Source organism: Erwinia sp. GW821-FHT03D09, from assembly GCF_059420805.1.
Genome location: NZ_JBWKUK010000011.1, coordinates 62,391 through 87,946, shown reverse-complemented (window position 1 = coordinate 87,946; position 25,556 = coordinate 62,391). Strand labels below are relative to the sequence as shown.

Below are 25,556 nucleotides of genomic sequence, written 5' to 3'. Positions count from 1 at the left end.
ATAATAGACGTTACCAATTACATCCAGCCGAAATAAGATATAGTGACTCGCCAGTTAAACGAAAATAAGCGGGATGTCGTCATGGGTTGAGAAATGTAAATTACCAGGGCAGACTCCTGGATTGAAGGTACTGATAATCCGATAACCAGCGAGGAATGGCTTAAGCTGGTTGTAGAAGATGAAGAACTCTCCTTAAACCCCCGCAACGGCGAATTCAATGCTATCTGGCATGGTGAGAGTAAGCACATTGACCCATGGCTGGACCGGGACAGGGGCAGTGCCTGTCGTTTCGCTTATGCTGCTTTCTGCGGATGGCTCGCCTTAAGCTTTCCGCTCTGAATGTCAGACGCCGAAACCGATTCAATCTTCAGCACAAAAGTCAGCAGCGCATAGATCCCGCCACCGGTCACCATCGACACAATCACGCCAATATTCGCCGAAGCAAATACGCTGTGGCGGGCTTCATCGGTCAGTAAAAATCCGACGATATGGGCGATATAAGGATCGCTGGAGGTAATCGTTCCCAGGCCGACCAGCGTGGCGACGCACAACGCCAGCTGCGCCGTCCAGCGTCCGCTTCTGCCGCCTGATTCGGGTTTGTTGGCCATGCTGATGTCCCAGCCCGCGCGCTTCTGCCGCACAAAATCAATCAGCTGAATGGCGCCGGCGGAACCGATCACCACCGATATCGATGCCAGGAAGGACTGGAAGGTTGACAGGAAGGAGTCGGAGATAAACATCAGGTAGAACGCGCCGAAGCCGATGATTAATGCATTGAGCACGGTGGTCGCCGCGCGGCTGACCGGCAGGCCAGGCGCCAGCAGCGCCAGACCGGAGCTGTAGATGCCGGTAATCGCCGCCGACAGCAGGGAAATAATAATCACCATGGAGAAGGGCAGGTAGAACCACATCGGCAGCAGGTCGGTCAGCGAGGATATCGGTGCCTGTGCCGCCGCTGCACTGAGGTCCGGGTTGCTGTCGGCCAGAAGGGTTCCCTGGATTAGCAGGATGCTGACCGGGAATGAGATGCCGGCGGTAGTCCAGAAAATCACCTTCGAAGCCGGGGTTTTCTTCGGCAGATAGCGGGCAAAATCGCCGCCGTAGTTCAGGAAGCCCAGCCCGACCATGGTCATTGTCATCACCGCGCCGCCGATCCAGGTCAGCAGGTTGCCCTGATGGGCGCTTTCGCCCAGACGATCCCAGTGAATATGCGGCAGGATCAGGAAAATAAAGATAATGCTCATAAAGCCGGTCAGCCAGGCGATGTATTTTTCCACCTTCATAAGATCTGCACGGCCAGCCGCTGCTGCGGATGACCTTCGACTGGCAGGCGAACGAGCTGAAAATGACGCACTATGTCGGCGGCAAAGCCGAGGGCATCGTCCGCAAGATTAATCCCGATCGTTATGAAACGGGCTTTATGGAAATGGATGCGCATTACGACGCGCGCCGTTATTCGTCAACGCATACCACCGGCGGGGCGGTGAAGGGCGATAACCGGTCTGACGATGCCGGGTTTTGCCTGGCGTCTTGATGACCAGCAGATGTCGAATCTGCTGAGCTTTATGCGCAGCGGCTGGGGTAATAATGCGTCGGCAGTGAGCGCGAAACAGGTTAAAGAGGGTCGTAAAAACCTGCCGAAACCTGAAAAGGGCAGTAGAGGACAAATGCAGAACAATGAGCAGGCCGCTTTTGCTGATGGCAGGGCGGCCTGCGGTTCAGTGAGTTACTCGTTGCCCCACTGATTAAGGAAGTTGGCGATGTCGTCAATCCGCTCCGCCTTAATACCGGCTTCAGCGGCCATTTCTCCCTGTGCTTCTTCGCTGATTTCTTCATTGTTCGCCAGGCGGGTGAGCAGCAGCTGGAAGTAATGTGCCAGCGAATCCAGCTCTGCCTCGTTCACCGGCAGCGCGGTTTCCTCCGCATATTCTTCGGCCATGTCATAGTATTTCAGAGGAATGTTATTGCTCATTGTTTGCTCCGGGTATTGGCACCGGGGCCAGCGGTGGTGTGCATTGTCTGGCCCCGGTGAACATCGTTATCCAGGTATTCTGTTTTTTACCAGTCAGTCGGTGCGATCGATTTCAGACCTTCAGCATTTTCACCGTGGCATCCACGTCTATCTCATCTTCCGAGAAGATTAATGTCGTCCCCTGGAAGGTGTTGATCGCCAGTTTTTTCATTGAACGCACTTCATCAGGATTCACGGCAGCTTTAGGTTTAATGCTGCTCATCAGCGCACCCACGGACAGCACCACATGCTCTTTATCAATGCGGGTGTCGGCGGGCACTTCTTCGCTGTAAACCAGCCAGGATTTGATCGAGGTGAGCTTAATTCGTTCACCGGCAATAAAGATGTATTTGCTCTCTGGAGCGACTTTGACGTTGAAGGCGGACAAGCCCTTGTTATTTGTGGTTGGTTCGAAGGTGACCGCCGCGTCTTTCTTTATCAGGTCCGGGTTGGTGACCTTGATCACATGAAAATAACGGTTGTCGCCGTTTTCATCTTTGATAAATCCAAAGCCTTTGTCTTTAAACCAGGTTGTGATCGTTCCGTTCATCGCCATTTTGCCTACTTAATCGTTTATCTACTCAGTTTTTGCAGCGCGCAGTGTAAAACACAATCCCCGCGCAGACCACGCCTTTGCTATCAGTCTGGATGATAAATTTCAGCTGTGCCAGGCCGAAGGGGCAGGGTGTTAACCAGACAGAACAGGGACCGGCCAGTAAACCCGTCGCAAATTCGTTCCCGGGCTTAAAATGGGTTATTATCCGCAGCCACTTTCGCTCCGGGTGAACTGATGTCCGAGATTATCGACACCTTTATTGCTCCACCTTGCCATGACAGCATCGAAACGCTCTATCAGGATCAACATCTGGTGCTGATCGATAAACCCAGCGGGCTGCTGAGTCTGTCGGGGAAAAATCCGCAGAACCTTGATTCAGTTCACCACCGGCTGGTTAACCTTTTCCCCGGCTGTACGCTGGTGCACCGTCTGGATTTTGGTACTTCCGGGCTGATGGTGGTTGCCCGCAATAAGGTCGTCAATGCCGCACTTTGCCAGCAGTTCAGTCAGCGATCGGTGAGCAAGATATACCGCGCTCTGCTCTGTGGATATGTGGTCGCTGATGAAGGGCTGATTGATGCGCCGATTGCCAAAGATCCTGCACTGTTCCCTTTAATGTCGATATGCGCCATCAAAGGAAAACCTGCACGCTCCCGCTATCGGGTAGTTGAGCGCTTTGAACGTCAGCTGCCAGACGGAACATCACTGCCGTTGACGCGGGTTGAGCTGACGCCTGAAACCGGACGCACGCATCAGCTGCGTATCCACTGCCAGCAGCTGGGGCATCCGATTCTGGGCTGCGATCTTTACGGCGGACGGGTATTGCCTGGGGCCGACCGGGCTACGCGGCTGATGCTGCACGCCAGCGAACTGCATTTTACCCATCCGGTCAGCGGAGAGCGCATTGAAGCTCGCTGTGAAACGCCGTTTTAATCGTGCTGATGCTACGGCGATCTGACACCGCGCCGCCCCGGAAGTCAGCGCATTCTTCGAACCGCATCACGCGGGATTACCACATCAGATCGTCCGGCACTTTAAAATCGGCGTACGGATCGTCTTCATCCTGCTCTTCCTGGCTCAGCGCGCTGTTTAACACAATGCTGCTGGCATCGCGCTGGGCGATTTTATCGGCAACGACGGCCGGGATAATCGCGTAGGTGTTTTCACCCACGTTATCCACGCCCAGGCGAGCAATGGCCAGACGGCCGTTAATCAGCTGGGCCTGAGTCGTTTTATCGACAAAGATTTTCTTAATCAGCGTGCCATCGGTGAAGTTAAAGCCGATATCGCCTTTTGAGACGGTGATACGGTTCATCTCAATCAGCTGTTTCACCTGCGCCTTATACTCTTTTGATAGCGTGGCCTGCTTCTGCTGTTCGCTTAGCTGCCTGTCGCGCTCAATCTGCGCCTTCTTATTTTCTTCCACGGCTTCCCTGGCTTCACGCGCCTGCACCCGCGATTTTTTCGCCGTTCGTTGCACTTTTTCCATCTTTTTGCTGCTCACTAAGCCAGCTTTGAGCATCTGCTCTTGTAAGGTGAGTTTTGACATCTTTGCTTCTGAATCCGTTAAATGATGTCGGGGATTATACCTGGTTTTTTTATGGCTGTGCCAGGGGTTGATACATCGCCAGCCATCTGCGGTCGTAAATTTGATGAGATGTCTTGTGGCGCGATTATTATCGTCAGTGAAAGCGTTAAAAAATACTATTTAATGTAAACAGGGATAGGTGTCACTATGCAGCAATAACCACTATTACCCTTCGTCTTCTTTTAAATTACCTCTTACTCTTATTAATACTCTTATCGTTGATTAGGATGGGTTTACATGATTGCCACAGGTATCATCTTTGATCACAATCATGTTTCTGAAAATAATTTATTGCTATGAGGTTTTTTTAAAAAACCTTATATAACAATCTATTATTTATTTTTAAATTGATGCGTATTTAATGGTTTAATATGCTATAACTTGTGGCTTAACTAAGAGTAACTTCCTTTCTTGCAATCATTATAACTAATATAACTATAGCAGTTTTGCTAAATACATATACTTAAGAATATCCATTATTGTTTTCCTTGTTAAAATCACTTATATAATGAACGTCATAGAGTCTTTTTAGTCTGATCTGCCTTTGTAGATTGAACAAATTATGGATGATGCTGGCATGGCAAGAACGGGATTACGTTTTACACTGAATGTGGCTGGGCTGCCAGCGGATACGTTTGTCGTGGTGGGTTTTACGTTAGATGAACAGTATTCTGACTTGTTCTCGCTGGAGCTGGAGCTGGCCAGTAGCAAACCTGCCGTTGCTTTTGGGGAAGTGCTGGACGGCAACGTAACGCTGGTGGTATGGCGCGACGAACAAATTCAGCGCGTAGTGAATGGTATCGCTGTTTCAATGGAGCAGGGCGATACCGGTTTTCGTCGGACTCGCTATGTACTTTCGGTACGTCCAACTCTCTGGCGTGCCAGTCTGGTACAAAACTCACGCATCTTTCAGCAACAAAACCTGCAAACCATTCTTGAAACCCTGTTACGGGAACACGGCGTTCATGACTATGCCTTCTTACTGCGCTACAAACATTCAGCTCGTGAGTTTTGCGTTCAGTATCAGGAAACGGACTTCGCCTTTATTCAGCGACTGTGCGCTGAAGAGGGCGTCTTCTACTTCTTTGAGCATGAAAACAGTAAACACACGCTGGTATTTGCCGATGACAGCGCGGCGCAAAATACAGGCCCGGAACTCCCCTACCACCCTGCGCCAGCAAATGAACCCTATATCACCGCCTTACGTCGTCGTGAAAGCCTGCGGCCATCCCAGGTTCTGCTCAAAGACTACACCTTCAAAAACCCGCCGTGGAATGCAGAATTTAGTGGATATGCACGGGATATGCAGCACCAGCGCCAGTCCTATCTGCACTACGACTATCCGGGACGCTATAAAGACGAAACGGGAAAGGATTTTTCCCGCTGGCGGGTGGAGGCACTGCGCAATGATGCCCACTGTGGAAGTGGGCAATCCAACTGCGCGGCGCTTCAGCCGGGAAGCAACGTTACCCTGACAGGCCATCCCCGCGACGACATGAATGCCTGCTGGCAAATTACGGCTGTCAAACATACGGGCAAGCAACCGCAGGCGCTGGAAGAAGAAAGCGGAGAACAGGGTACTACCGTCACCTGCGAATTCGCCTTCATCGCCAGGCGCCAGACCTGGCGCCCCTCGGTTACTGATAAGCCACGCATTGATGGGGCGCAGATAGCCATCGTTACCGGACCACCGGGTGAAGAAATTTACTGCGATGAATATGGACGTGTCCGGGTACGCTTTTTATGGGACCTGTCAGGCAAAACCGATGACACCAGCTCCTGCTGGATACGGGTATCCCAGCCGTGGGCGGGCCAGAAATGGGGCAGCTTATCGATTCCCCGGGTGGGTCATGAAGTCATCATTGAATTTCTCAACGGAGATCCTGACCAGCCCATCATTATTGGCCGAACCTACCATGCCAGTAACCTGCCGCAGGGAGAACTGCCGGGCAGCAAAACCCAGATGAGCATTCGTTCAAAAACCCATAAAGGGAACGGGTTCAACGAACTGCGCTTTGAAGATGAGAAAGACAGAGAAGAAGTGTTTATCCATGCGCAGAAGGATATGAATACTAAAGTACTCAATGACAGAACCACCACGGTACTTAACGACCATACGGAATCGGTCAAAGGGCTACAAAATATTACGGTTGAAAAAGACCAGATCCAGACGGTCCATCAGAATCAGCAGGAAACCGTAGGGGGAAACCAGATGTTAACAGTGAAACAAAACCAGGTAGAAACGGTGTTAGTTGCCAAAGCAGAAACCATAGGAGCAGCCAAAACACTGACCATCGGAGCGGCTTATCAAACTACTGTTGGCGCAGCCATGAATACTACTGTCACTCTCAGTCAGACGGAACAGGTGGGTATACATAAATCCGTGAAGGTAGGAAAAACCCTTTCTTTTAGCGCAGGGGACGTAATTGAGTTGAAGTGTGGGGGAAGTAGTTTACGAATGGATAAGTCAGGAAAAGTTACCCTCAAGGGAACGGCATTTTTATTCGACGCCAGCGGACCGGTTCAGATTAACGGACAGGATATTGACCTGAACTAAGGACAGTTTGAAATGGAGTTCAGAAATTTAACACCTTTTCCTGCACTGAATTATGTCATGTTAGATAAAAATAATCATGAACATATTGTTGCTGTGATGAAAACCACTTATCAGTTCACTGAAACGGGAGAAAATCATTTTCAGGCTGAAATTATTGATGGTGAAAAAATGTCACCAATGTGTATTCAGGATGAATTTCGGGATGAGATGAATCAATCAATAGTTTTGCAAGAGAGTGATTTATCCCCCTTTAAACCTAACTGCGATATTATAATTAATGGCACCGCTAATGTTCCAGATGATAATCCACTAACAAGATTGCCAGTATCTGTTACCCTTGTTTCACCAGAGAATAATATTCTCCTGAACAAAGAGGTTATTATCACAGGAGAGCGTCAACTCAGGAATAAAGGCAAAAAAAGATGGGAGTTGACTTCGCCACAACCTTTTACCTCCTTACCGATTGACTGGCGTTTTGCTTTTGGTGGTGAATGTCGGATTAATGAAAATAATGACGAATTCGCTGCCATTCCTAAAAATTATCTGTTATCTGAGGAGGCCCGTCATAACCATCCAGATAACATTCATCCTCCGCTGGCTCATACAGTCTGTCCTTATAATCCGCTGGGATGTGGCTATACCGAATCATGGTATCTAACCGCATTACAAGCAGAGACTATAACTGCTCCCCGGATAGAATTCTCTGATTCACCTTTCAGCGCAGAAGCTTTTACAAATCTGATTGAAGGCAAATCAGAGCTTTCTGATCGGGTTTATCAACCGGCAGGATTTGGAATTATAAGCAGAAGTTGGCAACCTCGCTTAGCTAAAGCTGGTACTTATGATCAACAATGGCTGGAGCAGCGACACCCTTATTTACCAGAAGACTTTAACTTTGCTTACTGGAATGCAGCTCCGCAAGATCAGCAGATAGCATTTTTACCACCAGGTAGTCGATTTATTTTAAGCGGATTTTATCCATCGGGAACAGTAACCGTTAACTTAGCCAATCACGAAGCCCTGGTTTTACTTCGTATGACTGATGGTAAATTAATCCCGCAAAGAATGATGGCCGATACGCTCATTTTAAACACAGAGGAAAAACAATTAACGATTACCTGGCGAATTGTTCTGGATAGTGACTTATCTGTTCGGGTACTTGAAGCCAGATACGAAACAACACCAGAGCATCTGGCGCGAAAATTACTCCCTCTTATCTGATTTTTATTTAAGGAAAAATTATGGCTGATAATTTGATTGCCAGAAAACAAAATGGCTGGCTGGTAGTCAGCATCGTGCCTGATATATGTAAAACGCCTGTTGGTCCAGTATTCGTTCCGGTCCCTTATCCTGTCATTGCACAAATGAGTACAAGCGAAAAAGAGATTGCTTCTGTACGCGCCAACGGACATCCCGTCATCGTTTATAACCAAAGTTTCGTACCGATGACAATCGGCGATCAGCCTGGCGTTGGTACTGGTATTAAAAGTAATACCGTGGGGGGAAGGTGCTATCCCAAATCGCACAGTAAATCAGTCAGAGCGGGTAAACATTTTATTCTGCGTCATGAAGATGATTTCTGGATGAATGGGCAATAACAACGGGATCTGCATATGACAGGCAATACCGTGGGAAAAATAGTAGGGCAGGCTGCTCCTGCAAAAACCAAAGCGAGTGAGGCGAATCCTCCCGTAAAGCCAGAGACGAAAGAAGAAAAAGGATTCTGGCGTTCAGTTGGTGACTGGTTTGTGGAGCAGGGAGATAATATAGCTGAAGCAGTACAACACCCCTGGGAGGCCACAAAAGGAGCGGTAAAAGGGTTCTGGAATATGGTGCCCGATATTGGAACGTTAATGGCTCAGGGAAGTATTTATCAGTCAGCCGCAGAAATGGAACAGAATGCGGCAATGATGTCTGTATTTGGTATGGGAGAGCAGTCCAAAGCACAGTCAGAGATGGCAGAAGCTCTTAGAACTCATGCCAGTGAAGTGAACTTTAACGACTATCGTCTTGATATGAGCAACAAGGCTCAGGAAGGTGGTGATCTTATTGCAACAGTTGGCAGCTTGTTTTTACCCGCAGGGTGGGTAAGTAAATTTAGTAAAGCAGGTAAAGTCGGTGAGGTTGCTAAGGTAGTTGATGAGGCAACGGATGCGGCAAAAGTGGTTGATAAGGCACTGGATAGTACTAAGGTTGGAGAGAAAGTAGCAAAAGAAGTTGCTGAAGAAGCGGCGGAAAAAACAGCAAAAGAAGCTGGAGCGAAAGTTGGGCCAAAGCTGGTTCCTCTTGAAGATGGGCCATATATTAAAAACGGGAAGCCCAATGGCAGACCAGGGCCGACAGGTAAAGAAAAACTTGAGTTTGAGCAAGCTGTTTATGATGCACAAGTAGGTCCAGATGGAGTGTTACGTGATCCGAATACTGGCGATATACTTGATTGGAAACCTGGTCAGACAAGAAAAGGAAATGTAGATTTTGGTCACACGAAAAATAATTCTTATCAAAAAATGTTTGAGAAGTATAAAAATCGAGAAATTTCACTTGATGAATTGAAAGAATTCCAGTCTAATCCTGATAATTTTAGAATTGAATTTCCATCCAGTAATAGAAGTCATAAATACGAATAGATAGGTGATAAAATGACAATAGTAGATGTTTTTGATGCGGTCAGAGATGGGACTTTTCAAGATTTCCTTCACCATTATAATGGGGATGTAAATCAAAATGATAATGTTTTGGATATTAATTTATTATGTATGGCTGTTTCTAATAATAAAAATCCAGATGAAAAAATCAAGATTATTAAATATCTGTTAAAGGAAGGGATTGATATCGATTACATAACGAGAAATGAAAAAAGGAATGCATTGCATATTTTTTATTTTTGTGTGCTTCGTCCAACTATTCAGTATGAGATGGAGATAACAAGATTACTTATTGACCACGGTATTAATCTAAATGCTCAGGATTTATATCTTGCAATCCCTTTAAAATATGCCATATCAATCAATAAGTTATCTACTCAGGATAATAAGGATATGTACAAGCTACTTATTAGTAGTGGTGCTGACTATAATCATAAAGATAAATTTGGAAAGTCATGCTTAGACTACGCAAAAGAGTATTCATGGAGAAATGATTTTATTGATATTGTTAAGGAGTATGAGAGTGAAGATAAATAATGATGATTACGGCGGGTTTGTTGTTTCTAACAATGTTATCAGCGGAAAAGCTATTCGTTATACATTTAGGGAAAAGTCAAATCTTCAGGAATTGAATGGTTGGACTATTTATTCTATTGATGATGAGGACGATTATGTAGCGGACCCCAAAAACTTTAAAATTATAAATGCTACCTCTATGGTTAATATATCGCCTGTAATTTTAGAGATTTTTAATGCACCCTATGGAACAGATTTATGCTGGTTATATGAAAGCGGTGTTCATGTTGGGTTTTATGATTTACAGCTTGATAAAGAAACTGATATTTTTAATATTTTAAAGTTATCTAAATGATTTTGTTTTTTGAGATTTTAGAGGGGGTATATAATATGTAACTGAGCAGTTGTTAATCTTTCTTATCTAAAGTCAGTTTAAGTAATAAAAACGATGCGAGTAAATTGAATCCTCCCACATCATTCAGAAATGAAAGAAGAATAATTTCTGGTGTTTAGTGGGGGGGATTTGTGAAGCTAAGGGGAAAATATAATTGAAATAGTGTAACACTTCTGGAAAGGCATAAAAAATGGGTAAATAGCTCAGGAGTATGGTGATTTTATTGCGAGTCGGCAGCATATTTTTACTCGCAGGGTGAGCAAGTAAACTCGGTGGGATTGCCAGGGGATTTGATGAGGCCACGGATGCGGAAAAAGTGGTTGATAAAAAACGGGGTAATACTGAGTCTGAGAAAAAATAAAGAACCTAGAGCGAAAAATAAACTCCGTAGTGCACTGAAATGGTCACTTTTAATGATGGTGTATTTTAGAAGTGAGTGGTACATGTTAAGCCTGATGGCACGACCAAGATTAGTAAAATAGATGCTAATGGAAATGTAATTCTTGGTAATGCAGGGAAAGTGCCATGATGAATTATTTTTAATTTGCATTGACTGATTGATGAGTTTTTTAAATAGAATGTGAGAAGTTTTTTTATATGATGAAAGTGAGAGATATTCTTCGGGATGAGTATTATTTTTCAAAAGGAATTGATTTCAAACAAAGTTTGATTGATCAAGGAAAGGAAAAGGTTTACCCTCGCCCTGAGGGGCAGGCATTACATGTGAGTGAATTGTTTGATAATGCAGTACATCTTCTCATTCAACGTTATGGGCGTGGTGATAGTTTAGAGTCTTTGCTGGATAGTACACAACAAGCATTGGATATGCGTAAATTGATGATGGAAAAACTGGAGGAAATTAAAGCGGAATGTCCAAGTGTAGTGAATATGTATAGTAAGCTTGATCTTTATAATTATTATAACACCTTCGCAATTCTAAGTTTTATTGTCGCAACTGGTGGATCTTCAATTGATATAACTCGTGCGTTGGAAGTTTTTGATTATAGAGGGCAGGATCTATTATTTGATAGAGTTGCTATATTACTTGGTGATGTTAAATCTAGTAAAAATGTAAGCGAGAAATTAGTTTTCCCTAAAGTATACACGCCACTCTTGGCTGTTATAGATGCTGGAGTTGAGCAGCGATCTATTCTAATGAAAGAGTTTATTGATGGCTGGTATAAAAGAATGCGTCCGATAGCATGGCATAGCAACGATAAAGCAGCGGAAGGTGCTTATTTTGGATATTGGTGCTTCGAGGCCGCTTTAGTTGTTAATTTACTAAATATTGACGACAGTAGTTTTAGAGATAATGTTTATTACCCAAAGGATTTAATTGTTAGGAAGTAATATATCCATTCTATGGAGGGCTTGTTTAAATATGTTATAGCAAGCCTTTTTATATTTAATTTTAATAATTTCATTGGTCGGGTGGGGTTTTTTTTGCAAGAATAATAACGGAATTTATAAAGAATCTGGTGCTGGTATTGTTTATAGAAATTATAACAAAAATGGGATGGTAAAACAGGACTGAGGGAGGAAGTCAGATAAAAATAGATAATGGTTTGTTTTTTAGATAATGATAAATGCATTAATAACTCTGGTGGTTTTGTTATTTGTGATGTCAACTCTATTGTGGAAATTGAACTGGCAGCACTGGCAGCACTGGCAGCACTGGCAGCACTGGCAGCACTGGCAGCACTGGTGGAACACTTGCTATAAATTGGGAGTGATTTATAAGCGGTATATGATAATTGGAAAAAATTTCACGACAATATATCTCTGGAAGAAATGAAAGTTAAATTTTTTTGCGTTTTTGTCTAAATCCGATTTATTCAATAAAGCCCGCTGCAGTTGTTAGTTATAGCTCTGCTGTTGCTTCGTATAATTCTTAGCGAACGAGAATTAATCTAGAGAAGGTAGAACCAATTGATAAAAAGCAAGAAACCAGATGTCAGTAGACATCTGGTTTCTCTAAATTGGCTCCTCTGACTGGACTCGAACCAGTGACATACGGATTAACAGTCCGCCGTTCTACCGACTGAACTACAGAGGAATCGTGTGAACGGGGCGAATACTAATGCCCCCTCGGGTAGATGTCAAAACCCTTTTACTTTAAATGCTATCGTTTGCTGAAGGATGCAGCAATATGCGGTCATTACCGCCATCCTGGCGATAAAATAGCCCAAAACTCCACTCCGCAATATCACTGCTTCCGCGGGCTACACTTCCAGGCCAGCCCGGAACTGACCCCACTTAAACACCGAGTTCACCCCAATCGACAGGAATGGCTCCGGCGGTGTCTTATTCGCTCCAGGCGACGCCAGCAGGAAATCAATCAGCTCGTTGCGCTCACCGACGATCATATCTGCCAGCAGCTTACCGGTTGCCGTTCCGCGGGTGATCCCCAGACCGTTACAGCACAGCGCGCCGTAAACATTGGGCGCCAGCTGGCCGAAGAAGCCCTCATGGTTTTCCGACAGACAGATCGCACCGCTCCAGGAATATTCGAGATTCACTCCGGAAAGCATCGGGAAGCGCCGTTCAAATGAGCGACGGTGATTCTCAATATAGCGTTTCAGCAGATGCTCACGCGGACGCCCGTTCGGGTTAAAGCTGAAGCTGTTACGCACCAGAATACGGTGGTCAACGGTACGGCGAATCGTACTGCCGAACGGATGGGCTGGGATCACGCCCCATACCGGCTTGCCGCCCAGCCGCGCCTGCTCTTCTTCATTCAGCGGGCGCGTCAGGCTGCCATAAAGAAACGTTGGCAGCAGCGTGCGCTTCAGGAAACCAAAATCGGAGGCAAACGCATTGTTCGTCAGGATCAGCTTATCAGCCGTAATGCTGCCGTTATCGTGATCAGAGTAACTTTATCGCCGTAGTCGATTGAGGTAATCGGCGTGTTCTCATACAGCGTGACGTTAGATGGCAGACTGTCCGCCAGGCCTTTCACTAGTGCCGAAGGCTGCACCAGCACCGTACCGGGAATAAACAGCGCCTTCTTATAGTATGAAATGCCGATGTGATCCGGCAGATCGCGCTCGTCTATCATCTGCGTTTCGCGGCCATAGGGTTGGTGCCTTACTCACTGGCTACGCTGGGTATCGGCCATACGATGTATGCAGCTGCGGCGGTATCGGTTGTTGGCCTGCTGGCATCCATCTGGCTGGCGACGGAAACCAAAGGGATGATGTTGGAGAAGGCGGCTTCACTGAGTCGCTGATTGTTAATCTGCTAACCCGTTAGTACTTGCGCCGCCGCAGTTTATTCTGCGGCTGCGTTTGCATTTGTTTGGCGTTGTTTGCTGGAAACGGGTGGCTGCGCAGACGGGGGGGCGGGTCCTCGCGCCGCTTCGCGCTCACTGCGTTCGTCAGCCTGCAGGACCGGCACAGACGCGCGTCCTGCGCGGCTGCGTCCATGCAGGCGAATCCTGGCTTCCTCTCTCCGTTCAGCGCTGTGGATGCTCCTGCGTGAGATTCACCCGTCTGGGTTTACATCATCGGAGTTGCCTGATAAAGGGCCCGCTGTTTACTCGACTGCTGAGTTTCATTTGAACCGTTATTTAAAGTAGTTAGCAACGGAGATGATAGTGGCTCGGTTTCTTCAACTGCGGTGCTTGCGCTTTATCATCTGAACTGCTTTAAAAGCAGCGAGTAAGAAAGAAGAGGGTGGCACCGCGAAGCGGCGCGAGGACTGCCCGGTAGCCGCTCAATACCGGGACACGACCCACATCACCGCAGCGAAAAGCCCTATCTACCCCCAGGCATTTCATTTACTGCCTCTCAGCCCGGTTGTGACTTTGCTCGGGTAACGAAAAAGCAATTGCCGTCAGTCTCAAATCTCTTGCGCCAGATCTCACTTTCCAGCGTTTCCACCAGCGATGTTAGAGGTGTGTCAAATTTTTGTTATTTGCCGATTTTAAAACACGCGTTTCGGTGCTTTATTAGTGAAAGTTTCAATTAACTTTAATATGAAACAAAAAAACTGCTCTGCGGCAACGTAGGCAGGGGATGGAAGAAGTAAAACAGTGGTTTGAATTTAACTTTTTGTTTTGTAGTTAGTTATACCGATGAAGTGCTAAATAAGAAAATAGTCTTATACGAAATAGTAACCCTCTACATTTTACTAAAGTCGTCGGTCACGTTGAAGGAATGTAAAAGAAATTTTTCATTCGACGTCTCAGCCAGCCTGCGCATGCTAACGATAATAAGGGCCCCGCCATGAACGTGAAAAAAACAATTTTAGCGTCACTGTTAGTATGTATGTTACCTGTCACCAGTTTCGCCAAAGAAGTCCAGGTTGGTGTTTCTATGGCACTGTTTGATGACAACTTCCTGACTATTGTTCGCAATTCCATCAGCAAGGAAATGAAGAAAGAAAACGTTGACGGGCATATCGAGGATGCCAAAGGCGACGTAGCCCAGCAGTTGCAACAGGTGCAAAACTTTATTGGCCAGGGCGTTGACGCCATCATTGTTAACCCGGTTGATACCAACGCAGTGAAACCGATCGTAGACCTCACCACCAAAGCCGGCATTCCGCTGGTGTTCGTTAACCGTAAACCCGCCACTGAAATGACAGACAAAATGGCCTATGTCGGATCGGATTCCGAGCTGGCGGGCCGCCTGCAGATGGAAGCGCTGGCAAAACAGATGAACTACAAAGGTAACGTGGCGATTCTGATGGGTGACCTGGCCAACGAAGCGACGCGTGACCGTACCAAAGGCGTGAAAACCGTGGTGGCTAAGTACCCGGGCCTGAAAGTGGTTCAGGAGCAGACGGCGAAATTCATGCGTAACGATGCGGTGGACGTGGTCAGTAACTGGATGACGGCGGGCGATGATATTCAGGCTATCGCTTCCAACAACGACGAAATGGCTATCGGTGCCCTGCAGGCACTGGGTAAAAACCCGAACAAAATTGTGATCGCGGGCGTGGATGGGACACCGGATGCGCTGCAAATGATCAAGAACGGCAAGATGGTTGCCACCGTGTTCCAGGACGGAAAAGGACAGGGTGAAGGTTCCGTACAGGCCGCCGTTAAGCTGGCAAAAGGTGAAAAAGTTGAGCAGAACGTGATGATCCCTTATCAGCTGATCACCAAGGAAAACTATGAAGAATTTACCAGCAAAAACCTGAAATAACCGTTGCCGATAACAGTTGTACGGAGGTGTTAAATGTCCGCATATGCGCTTGAAGCCGAAGGCATCAGCAAGTTTTTCCCGGGAGTTAAGGCGTTAAGCAACGTATCGCTGCGCGTCAAACCCGGAACGGTGCATGCTCTGATGGGTGAGAATGGCGCGGGCAAATCCACTTTGATGAAGTGCCTCATCGGGATTTACCGTCCCGATGAGGGACAAATCCGCATTAAAGGGGAGCCTGTGCAGTTTACCGATACGCTGGATGCACTGCGTTCGGGAATTTCCATGATCCACCAGGAGCTTAATTTGGTACCGCATATGACGGTCGCCGAAAATATCTGGTTGGGCCGCGAGCCGATGAAACTCGGCTTCGTTGACCACGGAAAACTCAATCGTTTGACCAAAGACCTGCTGGTTAAACTGAATATCCGTCTGCGGCCTGACCAGATGGTTGGCGATCTGAGCATTGCCTCCCAGCAGATGGTTGAAATCGCCAAAGCGGTGTCCTGGAACTCGGACATCGTGATTATGGACGAACCGACGTCGGCACTGACGGAAACCGAAGTGTCGCATCTGTTCGCTATCATCCGCGACCTGCGCGAGCAGGGTAAAGCCATCATCTATATCAGCCACAAAATGGATGAGATCTTCGCCATTACCGATGAAGTCAGCGTCTTCCGTGACGGCACCTGGGTGGCCAGCAACGCCACGTCAAGCTACTCGCGTCAGTCGCTGATTACACAAATGGTAGGGCGTGAACTCACTCAACTGTTCCCGAAATTTGATGCCAACATCGGTGAAGATGTCCTGACCGTGCGCAATCTGACGCGTAACGGCGTATTCCACGATGTCAGCTTTAACGTGCGCCGTGGCGAGATCCTCGGAGTCGCGGGGCTGGTGGGGGCTGGACGCAGCGAAGTGATGGAAAGCCTGTTCGGCATGACCTCCATCGACAGTGGTGAAATTCTGATTGACGGCGTGCCAACCACCATCGAATCCCCCGCATCGGCGATCGATAAAGGGCTGGCATTCCTGACTGAGGACCGTAAAAAGTCCGGCCTGTTCCTGGTGCTGTCCGTGCTGGAGAACATGAGCATCGTCAAAATGACTAACTACAGCGCCAAAGCGGGCTTTGTTAATCATGGCGACATGGCGAAGGACTGCCTCGAGCAGATCCGTAAGCTGAATATCAAAACGCCGACAATGGACCAAATCATCAATAACTTGAGTGGCGGTAATCAGCAGAAGGTGCTTATTGCACGCTGGCTGCTGGCCCAGCCCAAAATTCTAATCCTTGACGAACCTACCCGTGGTATCGACGTCGGTGCGAAGGCGGAGATATACCGTCTGATCAGCGAACTGGCGAGCCGTGGCGTTGCCATCATCATGGTTTCTTCCGAACTACCGGAAATTCTGGGCATGAGCGACCGGGTCATGGTGATGCACGGCGGTCGTATTACCGGCATCCTCAATAAAGAAGATGCTGACCAGGAAACCATTTTGTCGTTGGCGTCCGAGTAAGGGCGTAAGGTAAATAAAATATGAGTGATATGAAAATGACAACGCAACAGTCAACTGAAGCAACCTCATTCTTCAGTAATCTGAAAAGCAAGATGCCGAAAGATACCGGTATTTTCGTGGTAATGATCGGTATCGCGCTGATTTTCGAAGCCTTTGGTTGGTATGTTCGCGACCAGTCATTCCTGATGAACCCTAACCGCCTGGTGTTGATTGTTTTACAGGTGGCGATTATCGGTATTATTGCCGTCGGGGTAACTCAGGTCATTATTACTACGGGTATTGACCTCTCGTCCGGCTCGGTGATTGCCTTAACGGCGGTGGTTGCCGCCAGTCTGGCGCAAACCTCAGACAGTCTGTCGCCGATGTTCCCGTCGCTGGTGGATATGCCTGCGGTAATCCCCATCGGTGCGGGGATCGGGGTCGGTCTGCTGTGCGGTATTCTGAACGGCGTGCTGATTACTAAAACCGGTATTCCTCCGTTTATCGCCACGCTGGGGGTGATGGTTTCTGCTCGCGGTCTGGCGCAGTACTACACCCAGGGTAACCCAATCAGCTTCCTGTCTGACGGCTTCACCGCTATCGGTCAGGGCGCCATGCCGGTGATTATCTTCCTGGTGGTTGCGGTCATCTTCCATATCGCTCTGAAGCATACTCGCTATGGCAAATATGTTTATGCTATCGGCGGCAACATGGTGTCGGCGAAGGTGTCCGGTATCAACGTTAACAAGTACCTGATTATCGTTTACACCATCGCCGGTGGCCTCTCCGGTCTGGCAGGAGTGGTACTGGCGGCGCGCGTCAGCAGCGGTCAGTCAAGCATGGGCATGTCCTACGAGCTGGATGCGATTGCCGCAGCCGTTATCGGCGGCAGCAGCCTGATGGGCGGCGTGGGTCGCATCACCGGTACGCTGATTGGTGCAGTAATCCTGGGTCTGATTAAGAGTGGTTTCACCTTCGTTGGTGTGGATGCCTATGTGCAGGACATCATCAAAGGGATGATTATCGTGGCGGCAGTATCTATCGATATGTACCGCAACCGTAAGAAGCGCTAATCGCTCCAGCGCAACTTCGTTAGCCCTTAAGCCGGGGGATCGGTCAAACGATCCCCCGGTTTTTTGTTTTTGTGCTGTGCCACAACACGGTTAATGATTAGCAGGGGAGTTATAAAATGCTGCGCAACGACGGGAAGCGGCTTTTTTTTGACGTCTGGATTTCGTATTTTCAACTTGTTATACCAAGTGAAAATAATCTTACTTTCCAGTAAAATTCCCCGTTAAAGATTGATACATTTCATCGCGTTCTTGGAGTTACAGTGAAAAAAATTAATATCGCCTTTGTGAAAGCCAACTGGCATACAGAGATTGTGAGCAAGGCATTAGAGGGTTTCCGTCAGCGCATCGCTCAGGAAGACAACGTTGACGCCGTGATTAACGTGTTCGATGTTCCCGGCGCATTTGAAATGCCGTTAGTCGCGCAGAAGCTGGCGAAAACCGGTAAATACGATGCGATCGTCTGCGCCGCGCTGGTGGTTGACGGCGGCATCTACCGACACGATTTCGTTGCTCAGGCGGTGGTTGATGGCCTGATGAACGTGCAGCTGGCCACCGAAGTTCCGGTATTCTCCGTTTCGCTGACCCCACATAATTTCCAGCCGGTTGACGAAATCGTGCAGTTCTACGATAAGCACTTTGTGAAAAAAGGCGCGGAAGCGGCGCAGGCCGTTCTGGCCATTAATAGCCTGGTGATTGAATAATTTTCATCTGCGGATGCCTTTACCCGTAAAGGCATCCGGCTATTCCCGCCAGATCCCCGATGTTTCTCACTGTTTTCCCGATCTTAAGCCATTTGAACCATCTCAACGGTCCGCGAACCTGGCCGTAACGATCGCCTCCTCCCTAATCCGCACCTCACCAACGCATCACCTGCACCATCACCGTGCGGCCAAAACCATGCAAATAAGCCCGCCGAAACGTCAATCCGAGGTATTACCCCTTAGTGGGTAATCAGATTCTCTTATTTTACGGCCTGTTAGGCGGTCAGTAATACGCCATTCGATTGTTTGTCAATTTCTGGCACGTCTATTGCACAGAATTATCAGTCAGAGTGAAAACTTATTACAAACGCCAGCGAAAACTGGCACTCGGGGATACGAGACGGAGGCAAAATGAACTTAAGACGACTGAAATATTTCGTGAAAATCGTCGATATCGGCAGTCTGACCCAGGCCGCTGAAGTCCTGCATATTGCACAGCCAGCGCTCAGCCAGCAGGTTGCCACGCTGGAAAATGAACTCGACCAGCAGCTGCTGATCCGCACCAAGCGCGGCGTCACGCCGACCGAAGCGGGTAAGATCCTGTATTCCCACGCTCGCACCATTTTGCGCCAGTGCGAACAGGCGCAGCTGGCGGTGGTCAACGCCGGCCAGGTTCTCACCGGACAGGTCTCTATCGGACTGGCACCGGGCACCGCAGCCTCTTCGCTGACCATGCCGCTGCTGCAAACGGTGCGTGAACACTTCCCCGAAGTTCTGGTCTATTTACACGAAAATAGCGGTTCTTCATTAAACGAAAAAGTGATGAGTGGACAGCTTGACATGGCGGTGCTTTACGATCGCTCACCGTCCGCTGGTATCACCAGCATTCCACTGCTGAAAGAAGAATTATATCTGGTTGGCGCCACTACCTGCCCCGGCCAGCTTGTCGATCTTGCCGATGTGGCCGAAATGAATCTGTTCCTGCCGCGCGATTACAGCGCCGTGCGTAAACGCGTGGATGAGGCTTTCTCCCTGCGTCGTCTCAGCGCCAGAATCATCGGGGAAATTGAGTCCATCGCGACGCTGACCGCAGCGGTTTCCAGCGGCATGGGTGTCACCGTTCTGCCGGAGTCTGCCGCGCGTGCGCTGGTCAGCTCAACGAACGCATGGATGGCACGGATCAGCAGCCCAACGTTGAACCTGCCGCTGTCGCTGAATATCTCCTCTCGCCAGCCGCTGTCACCGTCAGCGCAGGCGGTAAAGAATATTTTATTATCGCTGCTCAACAGGCCGGTCGTTGAAGATCGTGAACTGATGTTGGTTGGTTAATCCCTCTGTGCCGGGCGCGCAGCCGCGCGCCTCACTCCTGACTTATCGCTAAAAAGCATATAAAACCTCTTTTTATTATTTGTTGCTATCAATGTGTATCCTTAACATGAAGGAAACCAGTAAATAACAGAGGGAGGAAAGCGCGTGAATTTTCAGCAACTTAAAATCATTAAGGAAGCGGCACGCTGCGAGTTTAATCTCACCGAAGTGGCTAACGCGCTGTTCACCTCTCAGTCAGGAGTCAGCCGCCATATTCGCGATTTGGAAGATGAACTGGGGGTAGAGATTTTTATCCGCCGGGGAAAACGCCTGCTGGGGATGACGGAACCCGGCAAAGCGCTGTTGACCATCGCCGAGCGTATTCTCGATGAGGCCGGAAAAGTCCGCCGCCTGGCCGACGTGTTTACCAACGAATCCAGCGGCGTACTGACCATCGCCACCACCCATACCCAGGCGCGCTACAGCTTGCCGAGGGTGATTAAGGCATTCCGCGCGCTGTATCCGCACGTGCGGCTGGAACTGAATCAGGGATCGCCGCAGGAGATTGCTTCCATGCTGGTCGCCGGTGAAGCCGACATCGGCATCGCCAGTGAGCAGGTGGTGAATAATCCGGCGCTGGCGGCGTTCCCGTGGTTCAGCTGGCACCATGCGCTGCTGGTGCCGAAAGGCCACGAGCTGATTCAGCAGCAGCCGCTGACGCTGGCGACGCTCAGCCGCTATCCGCTGATTACCTATCGTCAGGGGATCACCGGGCGTTCCCGTGTTGACCGCGCATTCTATGCCGCCAGTCTGAAGCCGGATATCGTTCTCAGCGCGCAGGATTCCGACGTGGTGAAAACCTACGTTGAGCTGGGTCTGGGGGTTGGCATTCTGGCCGATCAGGCCTGCCAGCTGGATGAAAACTCTGATCTGGTTCGCCTTGAGGCGCACCATCTGTTCGAGTCCAACACCGTCTGGCTGGGGCTGAAGCGCGGGCAGCTGCAGCGTAACTACGTCTGGCAGTTCCTGGAGCTGTGCAACGCGAATCTCTCCCTGGAAGAGATCAAGCGTCAGGCACTGGCGTTAAGCAATGAAGAAGAACCGGCTATCGACTTCCAGATCTGATCGCCGCCGTTTCAGCGGTACGGACCGCCGAAAGAGCATCGCGCAGCCACGGGTGTGCGCGATTTCCCTCCCTTCGCCGATGCCAGAACGGGCGATCTCCCTCCATCCGCGAATGCCAGAACAGGGCGACCGCCAGCTGAACCGCTAATCCAGTCCCAGCAGGGCAGTCAGTTCGGCGATTTGCCGTTGCCACTGCTGCTGTAATTCCGGTTTCTGATGTCTGGGCCTGCGCGCCCGATCTTCTGCCAGTTTACTTTCCAGCTCCAGCAGCGCCGTCAGCCAGTGTTCCTCTTCGTTCGTTGCAACGACAGACGTGGCCACCGGTGTTTTTTCCGCCGCAGGGGAATCCGGCACCGGCGTATCGGCCAGTATGGCGTAAACCGGCGAGAGACTGTGCCACTCCACCAGCCGCTGCTGATGAATAAGCCAGAATCGGTTACAGCTTTGCTCAATCAGTGCCCGATCGTGAGAAACCAGCAGTACCGCGCCGCTAAAGGTTTTTAGCGTTTCCGCCAGCTCTTCTTTTCCCTCCATATCCAGGTGGTTGGTCGGTTCATCGAGCAGCAACAGCGAGTAATTCGCCAGCGTCAGCCCGATAAAAAGCAGCCTCGAACGCTCGCCGCCGCTCAGCGAGCTGACTTTTTGCTGATGGCGAAGATACGGAAAACCGGCACCGATCAGCGCCATTTTCCGCTGTTCTTCTGTCAGCGGCGCAAAGTTCGCCAGCGCATCCGACAGCGTGTCCTCATCCTGTAGCTGCCGCAGGCTCTGGTCGTAATATCCCGTACGCACTTTGGGATGGAAAATCACCCCATCAGTCACGGTTTCCATTTGGCAATATGCCTGCCACAGAAGCTGCAGCAGCGAGGATTTCCCACAGCCGTTGCGGCCGACCAGCGCGATACGGTCACCGCTTTTCACCCGAAGTTCACCGACTTCAAACAGCACCGCCGCGTCAGGCGAAGGCCGCACCTGAAAGCCAGAAAATGCCAGCACGCGATCCGCCGGTAAGGCTTCACCACAAAGCCGCAGCTGCCACTGACTGCCTGCGCTGACGTCGGTTTGATCTTCCTTCATCCGGTCGATCTGTTTTTCCATCTGTTTGGCTTTCCGCGCCAGGCCTTCGTTGTCGTAAACGCTGCCCCAGATGGCCAGCCGTTTAGCGCTTTTGGTAACGCGGTCAATCTCTTTCTGTTCGGATTGACGGCGCAGTGCGTCCGTCGCATCTTTTTCCGCCAGCGCCTGACGCGCCTGAGAGCAGGGAAGTCGGATAAATTGCAACCGGTTGTCGCGCAGGGCCCAGGTACAGTTGGTGACGCTGTCCAGCAGGCTGCGATCGTGGGAAACCAGCACAAAACTGCCGCTCCAGTTTCGCAGAAACTGTTCGAGCCACAGTAGGGTGGGCAGGTCCAGATGGTTGCTCGGCTCATCCAGCAGCAGTAAATCCGGCTGACGAATTAGCGCGCGCGCGAGCATCAGCCGTGTATGCTGCCCGCCGCTGAGCGTTCCGGCGGCCAGCGGCCAGGTATTTTCCTCAAAGCCCAGCGTTGCCAGTAGTACTTCGGCCTGCCAGCGCTCCGGCTGATGCAGGCTGCCGGGCAAAGAGTTCTGCACCGCATCAATCAGTGTCGCATCCTGTAATGCCGCAGGAAGATGCTGTTCTACCGTTGCCATAATGCAGTGGTTCGCCAGTGTGATCGTCCCGGACAGGGCCGCCAGTTCTCCGTTAAGGATTTTCAGTAGGGTGCTTTTTCCGCAGCCGTTATGGCCGATCAGCCCGATGCGGTCGCCTTTCTTCAGGCCAAAAGAAATCTCCGTCAGCAAAGGACCGAAGGCGTTATCGAAGGATAAGGATTGTGCAGATAATAATGTCATGGTGCTTACTCAAGTTTTACAGGCAAAGAGATGCCTCTCGTCAATAAAGCCGACGATAACCGGTAAGCCGGAGGGAAGTTCTCAGATTGTCAATCAGCTTCGCTCAAGCAGGTTATCGCAGCACGATACCGGTAACGCTTGAGCGGTGACGATCGCTAAGGACGAGTGAAATTAAAAAAACTTCACGGGTCAGCATGGCAATCCTCCTTATGTACTCTGTTGGTGAATGAGTGGGTTGATTATATTGGGGATTCCCGAATTGTGCCACTGTCGAAAATCCCGTCAGAGAGTTAGTGGGGTAGCGGAGATTTACCAGCGCAGTTTATGACCGGAATATGCCACAAAATGGTGGCCGCCTTTTCCACGGTAAGCGTCAAACTGATCGACAATCCCGTTGGCGCATTCTTCGACGGTCAGCGTGGCGTTTTCGCCGCCCATATCGGTTTTTACCCAACCCGGATGGATGGACAGCAGCGTCAGTTCCTGTTTATCCGTCGCTTCCTGCAACCCGCGAGTCAGCATATTCAGCGCAGCTTTACTGGCGGAATAGAGCGGATAGGTGGCGACCTCGTTCACATTGAGGCTGGAAAGCTCAGAGGTCATCAGCGCCAGCACGCCGGTGCGGTGATTCAGCAGGGGAATAAATTCAGCCGCAGTGCGAACGGGGGAAATGGTATTGGTTAACAGCAGCTGGATAATCTCTTCATCGCTCGCCTGTTGAATGTCCTGATGGTCGGGGCCAAACACGCCCGCATTGATAAATATCAGGTCAAAATGACGGGCGGAAAGCGTATGTTTGACCGCTGCCCGGGCTGCGGAATGATTGATATCAAGCGTGACCCATTCGACCGCCGCGGGACTGTTTGCCGGAACTGCCGCCCGCGTTGTTGCCGTTACCTGCCAGCCACGCTTAGCCAGGACCTCCACCACACCCAAACCGATGCCGCGTGAAGCGCCGACGATTAATGCTTTTTTAGAGTCAGTCATATTCATCCTTTTATTCAATGTATTAAAGTGAATGTATCGGTTTGATAAAACCGGTACGTGAGTTTCAACATGACACACTTCCCGCAGACAGGCGTGAGCGCGATCGCCATCCATTCGCGGATGCCAGATCATCGATATTTTCATGGTCAGCGGCATCAGTGGAAGAGGCAGGGTGACAGTGCCCTGGCGTAGATTCTGCGTATAACGAGACGGTACGGTGGCAATCAAATCCGTTCCTCGCGCCAGCGCAATCGCGGCGGAAAAACCGTCAACAATAGCGATAACATCCCGTTCAAGGCCCAGCGCGGCCAGCGCCTCATCTGCTCTTCCTTTCAGCTCACCGCTGCACCCGGTCAAAATATGTTCCCCCTGCGGAATAGCACGCCACGGTCAGCGGATCGTCAGCCAGTGGATGTCCTTCACGCACGACCACAATTAACCGATCCTCAAACAGCAGGCACGTGTGCAGTTCCGGTCCGGCTTCGGCGTCTACTACACCGGTGACCAGATCGACGCTGCCGTCATGCAGCGTCTGACTGCTGTGGGTCAGCTTAGGTACAAAACGCAACCCGGGTGCTTCCCGGCGCATGCGGGCAACCAGCGCCGGGCCAAAGTTTTCCACAAAACCATCACGGGTTGGTAGGGTGAAAATGCGATCCAACTTCGCCAGATCCATCGCCGCCTCCGGGCGCAGCGCCGCTTCTGCCTCATCGACCGGGCGGACAATATGCTCTCCTCTATGAGCAGCAGCATTGCCAATATCGGGCTGCCCACTGTCGCCGCGTTTTTTCATGCCGCTTTTTCCCATATCCAGTGGGTGGTGCTGGCGTACCTGCTGGCGGTCACCGGTTCGGTGCTGGCAATGGGCTGGTTGGGGGATCGCTTTGGCCGCGAGAGATTATTGGCCATGGGTGTACTGTTATTCACTTTTGCCTCGCCTGGCTGCGGGCTGGCGAACCCTCTCGGCTGGCTGATCGCTGCGCGCGTGGTCCAGGAGCCGGGCTAGGCTGGGCTGGGCGATAATGCTGGTCAACAGCCTTGCGCTGGTGGTGCAGGGGGTTCCGCCCGATCGCAGTAGGCGGGCGATGGGCGTGATGGGTTCGTTCTCCGCGCTCGGCACGGCGCTAGCAGCGTACCTTTGCGTTCGTTAATAACGCGTCATACCCAGGTTGAGTTTTAATTTGGCTGATTGGCTGATTGGCTGATTGGCTGATTGGCTGGGATCGCTGCGGCATGGGTGCCCGGGGTCCGGCCTCTGCGGCCGCCGGCGGTCCTCGCGCCGCGCTGCGGTCCCTCCGGCTCACGCATCCGGCCGCACGGATCGGCGAAGACGTGTCATCCCTGGCCGACTTCGCCTGCTGCCAACATCCCTGCTGGCAGCGCCTGGCCAGCTGCCTTCACCTCAGCACTCAGCACTGCGAATTGCCCGGCAGCCGCAGAGGCCGGCACCCTCGAAGCATGTGCTTGCTGCCTTTAATGCTGCTCCTGACGAGGAAGCCAGGCTGACAGCGGTCGAAAGCTGACCACTTCGGTCCCACTAACTTCATCTCACTGCTGCAGATTCCCATGAACC

The 25,556-nt window shown here is 50.1% G+C and carries 28 protein-coding genes, 1 tRNA gene and 1 pseudogene; 19 read left to right on the top strand and 11 right to left on the bottom strand.

Annotated elements, in window-relative coordinates; genetic code table 11:
- Positions 1 to 293 precede the first annotated feature (293 nt).
- Positions 294 to 1,283 (bottom strand): cytosine permease, encoded by a 990-nt coding sequence (locus AC07U6_RS12955; RefSeq protein WP_494762401.1) that lies wholly within the window; start codon positions 1,281 to 1,283, stop codon positions 294 to 296.
- 29 nt (positions 1,284 to 1,312) lie between these two features.
- Here AC07U6_RS12955 and AC07U6_RS12950 point away from each other — a divergent pair, with 29 nt between their 5' ends.
- Both AC07U6_RS12950 and AC07U6_RS12945 read left to right on the top strand, forming a co-directional pair.
- Positions 1,313 to 1,534 (top strand): hypothetical protein, encoded by a 222-nt coding sequence (locus AC07U6_RS12950; protein WP_494762402.1) that lies wholly within the window; start codon positions 1,313 to 1,315, stop codon positions 1,532 to 1,534.
- A complete protein-coding gene (locus tag AC07U6_RS12945) occupies positions 1,509 to 1,745 on the top strand; it encodes a c-type cytochrome (RefSeq protein ID WP_494762403.1) in 237 nt (78 codons plus the stop codon). The genes AC07U6_RS12950 and AC07U6_RS12945 overlap by 26 nt, the downstream gene beginning before the upstream one ends.
- Here AC07U6_RS12945 and AC07U6_RS12940 read toward each other — a convergent pair.
- Positions 1,727 to 1,972, bottom strand: a complete 246-nt coding sequence (locus AC07U6_RS12940; protein ID WP_494762404.1) for a DUF2543 family protein — start codon at positions 1,970 to 1,972, stop codon at positions 1,727 to 1,729. The genes AC07U6_RS12945 and AC07U6_RS12940 overlap by 19 nt on opposite strands.
- A gap of 112 nt (positions 1,973 to 2,084) precedes the next feature.
- Positions 2,085 to 2,567 carry a cold-shock protein gene (locus AC07U6_RS12935; RefSeq protein WP_494762405.1) on the bottom strand — a complete coding sequence of 161 codons (483 nt, stop codon included), beginning with the start codon at positions 2,565 to 2,567 and terminating at the stop codon, positions 2,085 to 2,087.
- A gap of 234 nt (positions 2,568 to 2,801) precedes the next feature.
- On the opposite strand from AC07U6_RS12935, the gene AC07U6_RS12930 reads away from it, so the two are divergent.
- Positions 2,802 to 3,500 carry an RluA family pseudouridine synthase gene (locus tag AC07U6_RS12930; protein ID WP_494762406.1) on the top strand — a complete coding sequence of 233 codons (699 nt, stop codon included), beginning with the start codon at positions 2,802 to 2,804 and terminating at the stop codon, positions 3,498 to 3,500.
- A 76-nt stretch (positions 3,501 to 3,576) separates the two neighbouring features.
- On the opposite strand, the gene AC07U6_RS12925 is transcribed toward AC07U6_RS12930, so the two are convergent.
- The gene (locus AC07U6_RS12925; RefSeq protein WP_494762407.1) at positions 3,577 to 4,116 is read right to left on the bottom strand and encodes a DUF2058 domain-containing protein; all 540 of its coding nucleotides are present in this window, start codon (positions 4,114 to 4,116) and stop codon (positions 3,577 to 3,579) included.
- A 616-nt stretch (positions 4,117 to 4,732) separates the two neighbouring features.
- Here AC07U6_RS12925 and AC07U6_RS12920 point away from each other — a divergent pair.
- From AC07U6_RS12920 to AC07U6_RS12885, 8 genes are all read left to right on the top strand, one after another.
- Positions 4,733 to 6,712, top strand: coding sequence for a type VI secretion system Vgr family protein (locus AC07U6_RS12920; RefSeq protein WP_494762408.1), 1,980 nt, complete (start codon positions 4,733 to 4,735; stop codon positions 6,710 to 6,712).
- 12 nt (positions 6,713 to 6,724) lie between these two features.
- Complete coding sequence (locus tag AC07U6_RS12915) at positions 6,725 to 7,933, top strand: DUF2169 family type VI secretion system accessory protein (protein ID WP_494762409.1); 1,209 nt, start codon at positions 6,725 to 6,727, stop codon at positions 7,931 to 7,933.
- 20 nt (positions 7,934 to 7,953) lie between these two features.
- Positions 7,954 to 8,310 carry a PAAR-like domain-containing protein gene (locus AC07U6_RS12910; RefSeq protein WP_494762410.1) on the top strand — a complete coding sequence of 119 codons (357 nt, stop codon included), beginning with the start codon at positions 7,954 to 7,956 and terminating at the stop codon, positions 8,308 to 8,310.
- 15 nt (positions 8,311 to 8,325) lie between these two features.
- Positions 8,326 to 9,339, top strand: a complete 1,014-nt coding sequence (locus tag AC07U6_RS12905) for an HNH/ENDO VII family nuclease (protein WP_494762411.1) — start codon at positions 8,326 to 8,328, stop codon at positions 9,337 to 9,339.
- Between the two features lie 12 nt (positions 9,340 to 9,351).
- On the top strand, positions 9,352 to 9,894 hold the full coding sequence (locus tag AC07U6_RS12900; protein ID WP_494762412.1) for an ankyrin repeat domain-containing protein: 543 nt from the start codon (positions 9,352 to 9,354) through the stop codon (positions 9,892 to 9,894).
- Positions 9,881 to 10,228 (top strand): DUF2185 domain-containing protein, encoded by a 348-nt coding sequence (locus AC07U6_RS12895; protein WP_494762413.1) that lies wholly within the window; start codon positions 9,881 to 9,883, stop codon positions 10,226 to 10,228. The genes AC07U6_RS12900 and AC07U6_RS12895 overlap by 14 nt, the downstream gene beginning before the upstream one ends.
- 636 nt (positions 10,229 to 10,864) lie before the next feature.
- Complete coding sequence (locus AC07U6_RS12890; protein ID WP_494762414.1) at positions 10,865 to 11,617, top strand: PoNi-like cognate immunity protein; 753 nt, start codon at positions 10,865 to 10,867, stop codon at positions 11,615 to 11,617.
- Between the two features lie 210 nt (positions 11,618 to 11,827).
- Complete coding sequence (locus AC07U6_RS12885; protein ID WP_494762415.1) at positions 11,828 to 11,989, top strand: hypothetical protein; 162 nt, start codon at positions 11,828 to 11,830, stop codon at positions 11,987 to 11,989.
- Positions 11,990 to 12,247: 258 nt separating this feature from the next.
- Here the strand turns inward: AC07U6_RS12885 and AC07U6_RS12880 are convergent.
- The 3 genes from AC07U6_RS12880 to AC07U6_RS12870 all read right to left on the bottom strand — a co-directional run bounded on the left by AC07U6_RS12880 (position 12,248) and on the right by AC07U6_RS12870 (position 13,325).
- Positions 12,248 to 12,323 (bottom strand) — tRNA-Asn (locus AC07U6_RS12880).
- A 166-nt stretch (positions 12,324 to 12,489) separates the two neighbouring features.
- Positions 12,490 to 13,095, bottom strand: a complete 606-nt coding sequence (locus AC07U6_RS12875; protein WP_494764807.1) for an NAD(P)/FAD-dependent oxidoreductase — start codon at positions 13,093 to 13,095, stop codon at positions 12,490 to 12,492.
- A gap of 2 nt (positions 13,096 to 13,097) precedes the next feature.
- Positions 13,098 to 13,325 (bottom strand): hypothetical protein, encoded by a 228-nt coding sequence (locus AC07U6_RS12870; RefSeq protein ID WP_494762416.1) that lies wholly within the window; start codon positions 13,323 to 13,325, stop codon positions 13,098 to 13,100.
- Positions 13,326 to 13,346: 21 nt separating this feature from the next.
- Between AC07U6_RS12870 and AC07U6_RS12865 the strand changes: the two genes are divergently transcribed.
- From AC07U6_RS12865 to cbl, 7 genes are all read left to right on the top strand, one after another.
- Positions 13,347 to 13,496 carry a hypothetical protein gene (locus AC07U6_RS12865; RefSeq protein ID WP_494764803.1) on the top strand — a complete coding sequence of 50 codons (150 nt, stop codon included), beginning with the start codon at positions 13,347 to 13,349 and terminating at the stop codon, positions 13,494 to 13,496.
- Positions 13,497 to 14,493: 997 nt separating this feature from the next.
- Positions 14,494 to 15,417, top strand: a complete 924-nt coding sequence (locus AC07U6_RS12860; RefSeq protein WP_494762418.1) for a sugar ABC transporter substrate-binding protein — start codon at positions 14,494 to 14,496, stop codon at positions 15,415 to 15,417.
- Positions 15,418 to 15,450: 33 nt separating this feature from the next.
- Positions 15,451 to 16,935 carry a sugar ABC transporter ATP-binding protein gene (locus AC07U6_RS12855; RefSeq protein ID WP_494762419.1) on the top strand — a complete coding sequence of 495 codons (1,485 nt, stop codon included), beginning with the start codon at positions 15,451 to 15,453 and terminating at the stop codon, positions 16,933 to 16,935.
- A 29-nt stretch (positions 16,936 to 16,964) separates the two neighbouring features.
- Positions 16,965 to 17,987 (top strand): ABC transporter permease, encoded by a 1,023-nt coding sequence (locus AC07U6_RS12850; RefSeq protein WP_494764473.1) that lies wholly within the window; start codon positions 16,965 to 16,967, stop codon positions 17,985 to 17,987.
- Between the two features lie 260 nt (positions 17,988 to 18,247).
- On the top strand, positions 18,248 to 18,688 hold the full coding sequence (locus AC07U6_RS12845; RefSeq protein ID WP_494762420.1) for a 6,7-dimethyl-8-ribityllumazine synthase: 441 nt from the start codon (positions 18,248 to 18,250) through the stop codon (positions 18,686 to 18,688).
- Between the two features lie 411 nt (positions 18,689 to 19,099).
- Positions 19,100 to 20,017: a nitrogen assimilation transcriptional regulator NAC gene (nac, locus tag AC07U6_RS12840; RefSeq protein ID WP_494762421.1), complete on the top strand. Its 918-nt coding sequence runs from the start codon at positions 19,100 to 19,102 to the stop codon at positions 20,015 to 20,017.
- Between the two features lie 144 nt (positions 20,018 to 20,161).
- The gene (gene cbl, locus AC07U6_RS12835) at positions 20,162 to 21,121 is read left to right on the top strand and encodes an HTH-type transcriptional regulator Cbl (protein ID WP_494762422.1); all 960 of its coding nucleotides are present in this window, start codon (positions 20,162 to 20,164) and stop codon (positions 21,119 to 21,121) included.
- 144 nt (positions 21,122 to 21,265) lie between these two features.
- Here cbl and AC07U6_RS12830 read toward each other — a convergent pair whose 3' ends face one another.
- The 4 genes and pseudogenes from AC07U6_RS12830 to AC07U6_RS12815 all read right to left on the bottom strand — a co-directional run bounded on the left by AC07U6_RS12830 (position 21,266) and on the right by AC07U6_RS12815 (position 24,776).
- On the bottom strand, positions 21,266 to 22,996 hold the full coding sequence (locus AC07U6_RS12830; protein ID WP_494762423.1) for an ABC-F family ATP-binding cassette domain-containing protein: 1,731 nt from the start codon (positions 22,994 to 22,996) through the stop codon (positions 21,266 to 21,268).
- Between the two features lie 309 nt (positions 22,997 to 23,305).
- The gene (locus tag AC07U6_RS12825; RefSeq protein ID WP_494764474.1) at positions 23,306 to 23,983 is read right to left on the bottom strand and encodes an SDR family oxidoreductase; all 678 of its coding nucleotides are present in this window, start codon (positions 23,981 to 23,983) and stop codon (positions 23,306 to 23,308) included.
- A 132-nt stretch (positions 23,984 to 24,115) separates the two neighbouring features.
- Positions 24,116 to 24,340, bottom strand: a pseudogene (locus AC07U6_RS12820) (LysR family transcriptional regulator); the annotation flags it as partial.
- Entirely contained in the window at positions 24,321 to 24,776 is a 456-nt protein-coding gene (locus tag AC07U6_RS12815) for a LysR substrate-binding domain-containing protein (protein ID WP_494762424.1), read from the bottom strand. The gene AC07U6_RS12815 and the pseudogene AC07U6_RS12820, both read right to left, overlap by 20 nt.
- On the opposite strand from AC07U6_RS12815, the gene AC07U6_RS12810 reads away from it, so the two are divergent.
- Positions 24,711 to 24,989 carry an MFS transporter gene (locus AC07U6_RS12810; RefSeq protein ID WP_494764802.1) on the top strand — a complete coding sequence of 93 codons (279 nt, stop codon included), beginning with the start codon at positions 24,711 to 24,713 and terminating at the stop codon, positions 24,987 to 24,989. The two genes, AC07U6_RS12815 and AC07U6_RS12810, sit on opposite strands and share 66 nt — an antisense overlap.
- Positions 24,990 to 25,556 lie beyond the last annotated feature (567 nt).